The sequence below is a fragment of the Paenibacillus sp. Aloe-11 genome, assembly GCF_000245715.1.
Lineage (GTDB): Bacteria > Bacillota > Bacilli > Paenibacillales > Paenibacillaceae > Paenibacillus > Paenibacillus kribbensis.
Genome location: NZ_JH601040.1, coordinates 33,139 through 45,730 on the forward strand (window position 1 = coordinate 33,139; position 12,592 = coordinate 45,730).

Here is a 12,592-nt window from a genome sequence, read left to right on the forward strand (position 1 = left end):
GGCCTGCTGGCTGAACGAGCCGGATGCTATGCCTGCCGGAGTCTATGAGACGCCTGACACGGGCAGTGCGGAAGCAGAAGGGAGGGAATGACGTGAGTGGAGCAGTGAGTGAAGGCAATCATGTAGCGGGTGAGCGTCAGCCGTTGGTGGAGGTACATCAGCTTAAGAAGCATTTTGTGACTGCCAAGGATTTGTTAGGGCGCAGCTCCGAGGTGCTCAAGGCGGTTGACGGCGTGAGCTTTCAAATCAAGCGTGGGGAGACGTTTGGATTGGTGGGCGAGTCAGGCAGTGGCAAATCGACTGTTGGACGCTGCCTGACACGGTTGTATGATTATACGGAGGGTACGGTACGCTTTGACGGTCAGGATATTTCCAAATTGAACGATAAGCAGCTCAAGCCGCTGCGTCGGCGTATTCAGAGTATTTTTCAGGACCCGTATTCCTCGCTTAATCCCGGTATGAACGTGCTTGAACTGATTGGCGAGCCAATGGATATCCATAGATTGCATCAAGGAAGTGAGCGGAAAGAGGCAGTTGTGGCTTTACTGGAAAAGGTAGGGCTGAAGCGGGAGCATTTGTACCGCTACTCGCATGAGTTCAGCGGCGGGCAGCGCCAGCGGATTTCCATTGCTCGCGCGCTCTCCGTGAACCCCGAGTTCATCGTCTGCGACGAGCCGATTTCAGCGCTGGATGTGTCCATCCAGGCGCAGGTTATTAACACACTGGAGGATCTCCAGCAGGAGTTTGGGCTGACGTATCTGTTCATTGCCCATGATTTATCGATGGTGCGGCATATTTCAGACCGAATCGGTGTGATGTACCGTGGGCGACTGGTAGAGGTAGCTGATGCGGATGAGCTGTATGAGCAGCCGGCTCACCCCTATACGCAGGCGCTGCTGTCATCTATCCCCGTGCCTGACCCGAGAGCGGCCGGAAAGCAAGGGGGGCTGGAGGAAGGCTTCGCTCAACCAGATAGTTCATGGTCATGGGACAAGGATAGCAACGGTGCAACCGAGCTACGCGAGATCAGTCCCGGACATTATGTAGCGTATCCGGTTAACCGTTAGGTTAAGGTCGGTGTGCGATGTACGTGACCATAAAGGAGGCAAAAACGATGACTACTTCAACGAACAGAGTACGCATTTCCCAATGGGATGCGCTCTTGCTGGAATCATTACGCTCATTGGGCTGGTCCAATGAGGAGTTAATCCGCCGGGTGCAGCAAAACGAGCTGCCAACGGACGGACCATCCGATTTTGATTATGCGGAGCTCGCCACCGGGCTGGCATCCAAAGAGCCGGAGGTATTTGTCAGCGCGGTAACGGACGGATACCAGATCAAGTACAACACAATACGGGGGATCAACTCGTGGATTGCCGCTGCGTTCGGGCGCGAGCCCGAGCTGTCCCTGGAGGAAGGAAGCGAAGCCGTTACATCCGAACTGACGCAAGCCGAGTATGAACGGCTGGAGCGGGTGCTGTCGTTTGGTTGGGGCATACAGGAAGTGCGGCCTGCGATTGGCAATACTGCGGGATTGTACCGAATTGTGCCTGCTGTGCAGACCACCAGCATGTAATTAATGATTACCTCCCGCATTGCGAAGCTCTATTTCCTTATTGGCATCTGCATAAATATACCAAGTTCAAAAGAAAGGGCAGAATCGACCAAGGCCACTAAAAAAGTCCTTTGATGTAAAAAAGGTACAGCCACTCAAGAAATATGAGGGGACTGTACCTTTTTCTTGTGTAATTCAAGTATGACAAAAAGATGGGGAGCCGAGTGAATAACTTTATATTCTTTTTGTCTTAATCACTAAGCGGTTGAATGCAAAAATCCGATGATATATATGTATTTGAGCGCAAGCCTGGCGGATGTTAAATAATACATACGAAATATGGAAGTTATCTTTGGGGACGTGAATCCTTATGTTGCGAGATGAAAGTCATCTTAAGTCGTGGAAGGTCAGATTTGGAGGGTCTAGCTTGTTGAAAAGAAAATATTTCATAGCTTTTTGCGTATGCATGTTTGTTTTGATAGTATTCTCTTCTACTGTTTTTGCTGTTCCATCGGACTTGGTTACAATAAAGAGCATTGCCGGTGGCGACAATCATACATTGTATCTTACCGAATCCGGAAAGGTTTATGCAGCGGGCAACAATGAATTCGGACAATTGGGGCTTCGGGATACTCGAATGCGGGAAATTGCTGTTCGAGTTGATCACCCGCAAGAAATTAGGGAAATAAGCGCGGGCGGCAATCAGTCTGCCTTTGTCGATGCTGCGAATGATCTTTACGTGACAGGGGCAAACAGCGAAGGCCAACTTGGACTAGGAGATACGATAAACAAATCATCATTTATGAAAGTAAGCGGCTTGCCACCTATCAAAAACGTGGCCGTCGGCAGGGATCATATACTTGCGCTGGATGTGGACGGAAACGTATGGGCATCAGGGAGTAATGATGCCGGCCAATTGGGTCTGGGGAATTTTTCATCCCGGCTTAACTTTACGAAATTATCTTCATTGAACGGGGTTGCCTCTATTTTTGCAGGAAATAAAACATCGGCAGCTATTTTGGCCGACCGTACCGTTATGATTTGGGGTTCAAACTGGGCCGGCCAATTAGGCCTCGGAGATAATGTTACGAGAAATTCACCGACAGCATCCCCAATTCATAACGTCACAAAGATCGCGTTTGGGTACTACTCTACGTTTTTCATCGGTTCGGGAACAACCTATGCAGCAGGGTATAATGCTAACGGGCAACTCGGGGATGGAAGCACTTCGTATGCAAGGACGCCCGTTCCTGTTGGCGATTTTATGGACGCCGCCTCCGGGTCCGTTCACTCCATTGCGGTAAAACGAGATGGTGCCGTTGTTGGAACAGGGGCTAACTTTTACGGCCAAATCAATCAATCGAGTCCTTGGGGAAGTACAGACTGGAAATTATTTAACAACATCGATAACGCTAAAGAAGTTATAAGCGGCGAATCTTACAGCGTCATTCTAACTTCTGACGGAAAAGTGATTGGCAGCGGCTGGAACGGATACGGACAACTTGCTATAGGAACGAATTTAAACACCAGTTTTTTTTCCACAACAATAAAGGGTTTCGTTCATTCCATTAGCATGGGATTAAATCATGTAAACGAAATTAACGAAAGGGGCGAGTTGCTCAATTGGGGGAGCAATCTTATCGGGCAGTTGGGTAACGGCGGGGTTTATGTACAATCCCCACAAGCGATTTCAAGCGTTGCGGGAACCGTAAAAAAAGTCGTCTCAGGTAACTCTCATACCCTGGTAATGACAGACAATAACGGTATCATCGAATTATATGGAACCGGTAATAACACATTCGGGCAATTGTCCGATGGAACGACAAATAATAAGTATTCTTTTTTCCGAATCGGTGCCGGTTTGTTTAACATAAAGGACATTGCGGCAGGCGATAATGCCTCATACGTTCTTGATCAGAGCGGAAATGTCTGGTCTTCCGGAGACAATGCGAAAGGACAGTTGGGACTGGGGGATTTTACCCCTAGATCGACATTTACCCAAATGCCGGACCTGAGCGGGATACAAGCTATCTCTGCCAATGGAGCCACTTTCATTGCCCTTAAAAGTGATGGAACGGTTTATACTGTCGGAAATGGAGCGGAAGGGCAGTTGGGGAATGGAACTAACGCAAATTCCAATACTCCTGTTCAAGTGAACGGTATAGCCGATGCTGTCAGGATTGCAGCGGGCTACGAGCACAATTTGGTCTTAAAAGCGAATGGCAAGATTGTTGCTTTTGGTTTAAATAATTACGGACAATTAGGCGATGGTACGAATGAAAATAAGAATGTGCCGACAACGGTTTCAGGAATCGGGAGTGCACAGGATATTTTTGCGGGCTATCTCAACAGTGGCGCTATAGACAGAAGCGGGAACACGATGCTGTGGGGACGAAACGTATATGGACAACTTGGAAATAATAGCTTCATTTCGTCGAATACTCCATTAAACGTCAACGTGCCCAATGTGAAGACCATTGCCTTCGGATTGAACCAGACAGGTTTAATTAATGCATCTGGTGATGCACTGTTTGCGGGGTGGAATGGATATGGACAATTTGGCGACGGCGCCGCTGTCAGCAGCAATGTGCCCGTATTCGCCCAATATGATAAGCCTTCTGCTTTGTATGGCGCAAACACAGTCAAAGAAACGGCAACCAATGACGGGACCGTTGCTGGGACTTTAACCGTTACTTTAACCGGAGATGAGTTCAATGACAGCGTAACGGATGATGTTTATGTGGGTAACTTGCCTGCCGGAATTACTTATACGGTTACAAAAGACAGTGCTTCAGAGCTTACTTTACATTTTGCGGGACAAGCAGCACAGCATACAGCAGCGGATAGTGTGACTAATGCTTATGTAACCATTCAAAAAAGTGGACTGGTAAATGCTCCTCTTGAGGATATTACGGCAAGCTCATTTTCCATTTCTTATCTCGACCCGCTGCCGTCCGCCGTCTCAGACATTAACGCAACATATGGGGGGAGCACAGCGACAATTCGTTGGACAAAGAGTCCTTATGCGACCTCCTACGAACTAAAAAAGGACGGAACAACGATCTACACGGGAACTGATACCGAATATACAGATTCAAGTCCCGTGCATGGAACAACGTACACGTATTCGGTCGTTCCCGTGAATTCAAGCGGTAAAGGCGAAGAAAAGAGTGTTTCGTTCGTGATGAACAGCAGATACCCGGATAGTCCCGGGCATCTCACGGCGGTTCAAATGAGCAGTGTCACGATGTCCGTATACTGGGATACCGTTCCAACGGCGACGAGCTACATATTGAAGCGGGATAACGCTGTGATTTATACGGGAAGCGATACGACGTTCACGGATACGATTACGGGCGGCGAACGTTATGAGTATTGGGTTGCCGCGCAAAACGCATATGGAATTGGCAACGCAAGCACGCTGACGGTAACGACGGATACGTATGAAGCGCCCTTGCCGCCGCAAAATCTTACAGGCCAACCGCATGAAAATAGCGTGCTTCTGACATGGAATGCTGCTGCCGGGGCGACCAAGTACAAAATTAAACAAAATGGAGTAGAAATCGCCCAGGTAACTTCTCTTAATTATTTAGTGGAGCAATTAAACAGTAATACGTCCTACACTTTTACGGTTACAGCTTCCAATAATTATGGAGAGAGCACGCCAACGGAAATTATGTTGTCCACTCTTTCCAGGAGCGGTGATAATGACAACAGTCAGAGCGGTAGTAAAAACGAAAGCTCTGGACAAGCCAACAATGGAAGCAAGGGCACCGATAACGAACATAGGTCTGGTCAAGACAGTGAAAACAAAAGTAAAGGCAGCGATCCAAGCAGCGGTAACGAAAGCAGGCTTGATCAAGGTAATAATGAAAGCAAAAGCGGCGCTGACAGCGGCAGCATCATTCAACTCACGTTTGAAGACATTTATGATCCGCAATGGGCAACCGAGGCAATCATAAAGCTATACAATTTGAAAATCATTAACGGCTACTCGGCTAAGGAATTCAAACCGAAAAAGAGCATTACTCGAGCGGAATTTGTCAAAGTGCTCGTACTTGCCTTGGGGGAATCTGCTGAGGTTGGACAGGATAAAACACCGGATTTTAAGGATGTAACCAATCCTGATTGGTATTACAACTATATTAAACTGGCCAGAAAGATGGGGCTTGCAAAAGGAGATATAAATAATTATTTTTATCCAAATAAAGAAATAACAAGAAAAGAAGCCTTTGCGATATTGGTGAGGGCTTTACAGTATCGTAAATCCATTTCAAAAAGCGAAAACCTGGAAAATCAATTGAAGAAGTTTAAAGATACGGCTTCATTGAGAGATTGGTCTTCCGATGAAATTGCACTTTCTATTGAAAATCATCTGATAGAGGGATATGGGGACAATACGTTGAGACTAGATCGTCAAATAACCCGTGCTGAAGTGTGCGTATTGGTTGCTCGACTGCTAGACCGTCTTCATAGCAAGTAATCATAAATGGAAAGGGCTGTTTCATAAGTCATCTAAAGTGACCTGTGAACAGCCCTGTTTTATTGTCACTTGCTGCTGGGTACACGCCATCTCTAATTACATAGGTGCTCGCAAAGTGGAAATCTGGAGGAGATTAATGCAGCGGAAACTACATGTACGAGATATGGGAAAAACGATTTTTTATGCTATAGTTTTCATAGATCATAAAGAGAGCTGAGGTGCAGCATGACATCAATGACTATTGTCGAATCATCCGTCAAACCAGGATTAATGGCTTTTCAGGCAAGTACTGAAGATCAGGCTGAGGTTCAGGAGTTGATTTTAAAGACGGCCAGATGGCTGCACAGCAAAGGCTCCACGCAATGGGGCAACCTACTCAAAGGGAAAGATGATCACAACCTGGGCGGCGCTATTGAGCGGGGAGAAGTGATTATTTTCCGCACATCAGAGGATCATGCATTGGCAGGCGCTGTGATCTTGCAGCAGCAGCCCAGTGCATGGGACCGTAAGTTGTGGGGGTTAGATGATGCTGATTCCGAGGGAGGAACCTCCGTATATTTGCATCGTTTGGTTGTGGATCGAGATAGAGCCGGGAAGGGACTAGGCCATGAATTGATGCAATGGATTGAACAAGGCATCCGTTTCGCGGGCAAGGATCGAATCCGGCTGGATTGTATTGCGGGGAATGACAAGCTTAGCCAGTTTTACAGACAATGCGGCTATACCTATATGGGGGAAACGGAAGGTTTTAATATTTTTGAAAAGATGCTAATAGAGATGTAGAAAATACAATCTGAATGGAGTACAGGGGCTGTTCCAAAAGTCATCAAAGATGACGGTGGGGCGGCCTCTTTTTGTATTTTTTTAGGATCAGCTCACTCTATTTGAATATACGGCTAACCACGAATTAAAGTGTTTTATAAATAAGTTTATTCACTGATTAAAACATCATAAATGAATATTATAAACATATATTACGTCATATATATTGAAATGACCTCCTGATATGTGTTACAACTTTAGATAAGACATATTGATCAATTCAGGCATGTATCTCGATAAGTGGAGGGAATGAATTCAATGTTGAAAAGAGTGTACTCATTTAACGAAGGTAAGTTGGGGATGAAAGCGCTACTAGGAGGAAAAGGCGCCAATCTCGCGGAAATGACGACACTAGGTCTTCCGATCCCTCCCGGCTTTACGGTGACTACCGAGGCGTGTCGAGCCTACTTTACTTCCGGCGGCAAGCTCCCGGAGGGCTTATTGGGCGAAATCGTAATTGCCCTGCACGATGTTGAGGAAGCCCAGTCGGCTATATTCGGAGATGCGAAGCGGCCTTTGCTGGTATCTGTCCGTTCAGGCTCGGTAACCTCGATGCCCGGTATGATGGATACGATTCTGAACCTGGGTCTGAATGATGAAACTGTGCGTGGACTGGCGAAACAGACGGGAAATGAAACCTTTGCCTATGACTGCTACCGCAGATTTATCCAAATGTTTGGTGAGGTCGTGCTAGGTATAGACGCCATCCATTTTGAACACCTGCAGGAGCAGAACAAGCAAACCAACGGGCGTGCCAGTGACCAGGAGGTTAGCGCAGGAGAATGGAAGGAATTGATCGCAAATTACAAAGACCTGGTCGCAGAGCGCAGCGGCCAGCTGTTTCCACAGGATGTATATCAGCAATTGCAACTGGCGGTGGAAGCTGTGTTCCGCAGCTGGAACAATATGCGTGCCAAGGTGTACCGGAAGGCTTACGGCATCCCGGATGAACAAGGGACAGCAGTGAACATTCAGGCCATGGTGTTTGGCAATCTCGGCAACGACAGTGGAACCGGGGTACTGTTCACCCGCAATCCCTCCACAGGTGCTAAGGAATTGTACGGTGAGTATATGGTGAATGCCCAGGGCGAGGATGTTGTTGCCGGAGTGCGAACACCCAATCCTATTGCCCAGCTTCTGGAGGAGCAGCCGCTAGTCTATGATCGTCTGGAAGAGCTGGCTTCCTTGCTGGAGCACCATTACCGGGATATGCAGGATATCGAGTTTACGATTGAGAAAGGCAATTTGTATCTGCTACAGACGCGCAGCGGCAAAAGAACGGCGCAGGCGGCTGTAAAAATAGCTGTAGATTTGGTGGAGGAAGGGATTATCAGCCAAGAGGAGGCGATCCAGCGGATCGAGCCGTCCCACATGGATCAACTGCTGCATCGCTCCATTGATACTTCCACACCACTGGTTGCGATTGCCCAAGGTCTGCCTGCCTCGCCCGGCGCAGCGAGTGGGCGTATTGTCTTCGACGCAGATACGGCAGAGAGCTGGACGAAGGATGGGCAGAAAGTCATCCTGGTCAGTGTGGAAACCTCGCCCGACGATGTTCATGGGATCATTGCCGCTGAAGGTGTGCTGACGAGTCGAGGAGGGATGACCAGCCATGCTGCCGTGGTTGCAAGGGGGATGGGTAAACCTTGCATTTGCGGCTGTGACGCGCTGAGCATTGATCTGGATAGTCGGAGCGTCAGCATTGGAAACCGTACCTTTCAGGAAGGGGAAAATATTTCGATCGATTCGACCTCCGGGCAGGTGTACGAAGGCAGTCTGTCCCTGAGCGAGCCGGTCATTACACCGGAGCTGCTGAAGCTGCTGGAAATTGCGGATGGCATTCGGACATTGAAGGTCTACACCAATGCCGATACGCCACATGACGCAGTCAAAGCGCGGGAATTTGGAGCCGAAGGCATCGGGCTTTGCCGGACGGAGCATATGTTTTTCTCGGGCAATCGTCTGCCTATCGTTCAGGCGATGATTTTGGCGGATGATCAGGAGGAGCGGATTCTTCATTTGAATCGTCTGCTCCAAATGCAACAATTTGACTTTGAGGCTATGTTCAGTGCGATGGACGGTTTATCGATGACGATTCGCCTGCTGGACCCGCCGTTGCATGAGTTCCTGCCGAATCTGGAACAGCTTCAGGAGCAACAGCGGGAGCTTGAGCTTTCCGGCGGCCATGCGGAGGAGCTGCGACGTCTTAAAAATACCATCTCCAAGGTGCACGAGCTGCGGGAAATTAACCCTATGCTGGGTCTGCGCGGTGTTCGGCTGGGCATTTTGTTCCCAGAAATATACGACATGCAGATTGAAGCGATCTTTAAGGCCGCGCAAGCGGCACTGCGCAAGGGCGTGGATGTAAGACCGGGGATTATGATTCCGCTGGTTGGCCACTCCAATGAACTCAAGCAAATGAGGGAACTGGTTGATAAGGTAGCCGCTCAGGTGCTTAGCGAGGAATTCAAAGGGTTCAGATATCGGGTGGGCACGATGATTGAGGTGCCAAGAGCCGCCCTGCTGGCAGATAGCGTGGCCCAGTACGCCGACTTTTTCTCCTTTGGAACCAATGATCTGACACAAATGACCTTTGGTTACAGTCGTGATGATGCCGAAGGAAAATTCCTCGGCTCCTATATGGAGAAGAATATTCTGGAAACCAATCCCTTCCAGGTGTTAGATCAGGATGGCGTAGGCAAGCTGATCGAATGGGCTGTTGTCAAAGGCAGAGCAAAAAAGCCTTTTCTGGAGACAGGTATCTGTGGTGAGCATGGCGGGGATAGCGAGTCAATTCTCTTTTGTCACCGCAGCGGACTGGACTATGTTAGTTGCTCCCCGTACCGGGTGCCGTTTGCCCGCATTGCCGCTGCACAAGCAGCCTTGCTTGTCAGAGCGGAGCAGCCTGAGAGAACGTTGTCCGCTTTGTAGCTGAACCATTTCAATAGTATATTGTGTAAAATAAACAAGGCAGCCTTGATCCCAAGGCTGCCTTGTTCGTTATGTATTATATTTTACACACATATCTCGGATCGCGTCTCTTCCTTCTACATATGATGATAGAGAACATTTTTGTAAGCGTTTTAAAATAGCGTGACATATAACTATGCGAAGCTACAGGAGGCGATTACGATGGACGATTACATGAGCTGGATCAAGCTTGGCTTTTTTCTCAGCGTACTGTTTTTACTCGCAGCGGCATGCAGTACCTCTCCCAAGCTGGAGAGCACAGAAGGTAACAAAGTGCGGCTGACCCTGCAGGTCTGGGGTAATCCTGCGGAGGTGAAGGTGTACCAGCGGGTATTGGATGCATTTGAAAAGGAAAACCCGAATATTGAGGTTAAGCTGGTGCCTGTGCCGGGAGACCAATATGAGCAAAAGCTGCTGACACAGCTTCAGGGAAGTCGCAGACCGGATGTGTTTTATTCGTATGAACCGACGATTGCGCGTTTGATTGAGGCGAAGCAGGTACAGCCTTTGGGTGAATTTCTAACAAGTGATGCGAGTGATGTGAAGGCCGAGGATTTTCCAGAAGGATTGTGGGGCCCGGCGAAGCGTGATGGGGAAATCTATGGGGTCACCCTCGACTCGAATCCGATGGTGATGTATTACAACAAAAAAGTCTTTAAAGAAGCAGGTGTGAAGACACCGCAGGAATATGATGACGAAGGCAAGTGGAACTGGGATGCCTTTGAGGAAGTCACATCGAAGCTGAAGGCTGCCGGAAAGCAAGGCTATATTGCGGAAAACTGGTGGGCTCACTGGTATTCATGGGTGTGGTCGAATGGCGGCCGGATTTTTGATGAGCAAGGCAAGTATGTACTGGACCACAATGAAAAGGGCAAGGAAGCCTTCCGCTTCATGTACGATATGGTGAGCAAGGGAAATGCAGTTTACCTCGGATCACTTCCCAAGGAACAAGGGGCAGATGCGATGTTCATGTCCAATCAGGTCGGTATGCTAGCGGCGGGAAGATGGCTGGAGCCCTTGTTCAGTCAAAATCAAAACCTCGACTTTGATTATATCTACTGGCCTTCCAATACAGGCAAAAATGAACCTGTCGCCATACCGGTTGCCTATGTAGCCGTGAACAAAAACAGTCCGCATCTGCAAGAGGCCATGAAGCTGGCGGCATTCTATGTTTCTGTGAAGGGACAGGAGGCGCGACTGGTTGAAGGCGGGAATGCCATAGGTACGCTTGCCGCCGCAGATGAGAGCATTATGAAAAAGGCGACGATTGAGCATTCCAGCTATTTGACCGAAGGACGCGACAGAGGGCATGCACATGGCTCCGCACTGGCCTATGATGCTCAGGTACCGGGATTAAACTCGGATATCATGGAGACGATGGATCTGATGTTCCTCGGCAAGCAGGATGCTGTGGCAACGATAGAGAAGCTGAATCAGATCATATCCAAGGCGGTCAAGTAGGCACGGTATATGGCCGTGACGCGCTATCGTCCGTTTCTAGCCGCCCCCTCCTACTCGATTCGTGTGCGGGATTTCTCGACCGATCAAGGCCCGTTATGATACGAATGCGCCCAGCCGTTTCCGATGACCTGTGGCCGCTGCGGGTTGCTGTCGCTTTGCTGGTACGGGCGAAGGCCATAGCCCTGGTTACAGGGAGGATGGGCGCTGGAGGCAGGATTAGGCTGCGGCTGATAGTGAGCGCTCTGAGTTGCCTTTTGACAGCCTTTTGGCGGCCCGATGATCACGGTTTGATTCAGCGGGGCAAAAGCCTCTTTTACTTTGGCTTCATCAAGGCAATAGACATGCGCGAATACTTCGGCCGGCGTTAACCGCAGCATGTCGGAAGCGGGAATGATCTCGGGAACCGGTGCGTCGAAAATCGCCAAAAAATGCGTCCCGTCGGCGGCGGCGGTGTCATAATGCCACCAAGCTTGCGGCACGCTGGCCGTCTGACCGGGCCGGATGGCATAATGCCGAAGTTCCTTAGTGAACGGATTAATGATGGAAACGATGATTTCGCCCGAGATGCAATAAACGAGTTCCGAAGCGTTTTGGTGGTAATGCGGTTCGATAGCGTTGCCCTTGTCCAGGTAAGTATCCAGCATCGACATGTTCCCCAACGTATTCAGCTGTTTGATGGACAATAAGTTAAAGTAATTGCGTTCGTCTTTGATGAATGCCGGGTTGTTTCTCAAGTCGAACGCAAATTGTGCGGAAGGTGAAGTAAAATCCATATAAGAAACCGCCACGGTCGTCCCCTGCCTTTCCTTTCGCTTTGGCGCCTCAATTTCTACTGAATATATATGTTTGCGGCGGGGGGAATATGTCCCCGTATTTCTTGACATAATGGCCCAGCGCTAGAAGTGGCCAGATGTACCGATAGCTGTGATAGTGGACGTAAAAATACCCCGGTAAACCGGCACCGGTCGGATACGCGCTTGCCCAGCCGTCTTCGTGCAGCAGTTCGATCAATCTGGCGGCACCTCGCTCGATCTCGGGCGTAGGCCGGTCGTGCACCGCGATCAGCGCGTCGAGCGCCCAGGCCGTTTGCGAAGGCGTGCTGGCATAAAGCGGCACATAATGCTCCGCCTGATCGCTGCGGCACGATTCTCCCCAGCCGCCGTCTGCATTTTGGATGGCAAGCAGCCAATCCGCCCCTTTGGTTACAGCGGCATGATCGGAAGGAAGCCCCACGGCCTTCAGGCCCGTTAGCGCTGCCCAAGTCCCGTAAATGTAGCATATCCCCCAGTGGCCGTACCATG

At 49.3% G+C, this 12,592-nt stretch carries 7 protein-coding genes and 1 pseudogene; 6 read left to right on the forward strand and 2 right to left on the reverse strand.

The genetic code is table 11. The annotated features are described in order from the left end of the window. Nucleotides 1–44 precede the first annotated feature (44 nt). The 6 genes from WG8_RS01310 to WG8_RS01335 all read left to right on the forward strand — a co-directional run bounded on the left by WG8_RS01310 (nt 45) and on the right by WG8_RS01335 (nt 11,291). A complete protein-coding gene (locus WG8_RS01310; RefSeq protein ID WP_442950066.1) occupies nt 45–1,067 on the forward strand; it encodes an ABC transporter ATP-binding protein in 1,023 nt (340 codons plus the stop codon). Nucleotides 1,068–1,114: 47 nt separating this feature from the next. Then, the gene (locus tag WG8_RS01315; protein WP_007428255.1) at nt 1,115–1,576 is read left to right on the forward strand and encodes a hypothetical protein; all 462 of its coding nucleotides are present in this window, start codon (nt 1,115–1,117) and stop codon (nt 1,574–1,576) included. A 406-nt stretch (nt 1,577–1,982) separates the two neighbouring features. Further along, the gene (locus WG8_RS01320; protein WP_043890669.1) at nt 1,983–6,038 is read left to right on the forward strand and encodes an RCC1 domain-containing protein; all 4,056 of its coding nucleotides are present in this window, start codon (nt 1,983–1,985) and stop codon (nt 6,036–6,038) included. 225 nt (nt 6,039–6,263) lie between these two features. Beyond that, nucleotides 6,264–6,821, forward strand: coding sequence for a GNAT family N-acetyltransferase (locus tag WG8_RS01325; RefSeq protein WP_043890670.1), 558 nt, complete (start codon nt 6,264–6,266; stop codon nt 6,819–6,821). A gap of 297 nt (nt 6,822–7,118) precedes the next feature. Continuing rightward, nucleotides 7,119–9,791, forward strand: coding sequence for a pyruvate, phosphate dikinase (gene ppdK / locus WG8_RS01330; RefSeq protein ID WP_007428258.1), 2,673 nt, complete (start codon nt 7,119–7,121; stop codon nt 9,789–9,791). 201 nt (nt 9,792–9,992) lie between these two features. Further along, the gene (locus WG8_RS01335) at nt 9,993–11,291 is read left to right on the forward strand and encodes an ABC transporter substrate-binding protein (RefSeq protein WP_007428259.1); all 1,299 of its coding nucleotides are present in this window, start codon (nt 9,993–9,995) and stop codon (nt 11,289–11,291) included. An 83-nt stretch (nt 11,292–11,374) separates the two neighbouring features. On the opposite strand, the gene WG8_RS01340 is transcribed toward WG8_RS01335, so the two are convergent. After that, on the reverse strand, nt 11,375–12,079 hold the full coding sequence (locus tag WG8_RS01340; RefSeq protein ID WP_007428261.1) for a cupin domain-containing protein: 705 nt from the start codon (nt 12,077–12,079) through the stop codon (nt 11,375–11,377). A gap of 34 nt (nt 12,080–12,113) precedes the next feature. After that, nucleotides 12,114–12,592: pseudogene (locus WG8_RS01345) on the reverse strand (prenyltransferase/squalene oxidase repeat-containing protein); the annotation flags it as partial.

Bases quoted from the DNA above. Each gene is read 5' to 3' on its own strand.
- WG8_RS01310 (WP_442950066.1), top strand. From the start codon at position 45: ATGAGACGCCTGACACGGGCAGTGCGGAAGCAGAAGGGAGGGAATGAC.
- WG8_RS01315 (WP_007428255.1), top strand. From the start codon at position 1,115: ATGACTACTTCAACGAACAGAGTACGCATTTCCCAATGGGATGCGCTC.
- WG8_RS01325 (WP_043890670.1), top strand. From the start codon at position 6,264: ATGACATCAATGACTATTGTCGAATCATCCGTCAAACCAGGATTAATG.
- ppdK (WP_007428258.1), top strand. From the start codon at position 7,119: ATGTTGAAAAGAGTGTACTCATTTAACGAAGGTAAGTTGGGGATGAAA.
- WG8_RS01335 (WP_007428259.1), top strand. From the start codon at position 9,993: ATGGACGATTACATGAGCTGGATCAAGCTTGGCTTTTTTCTCAGCGTA.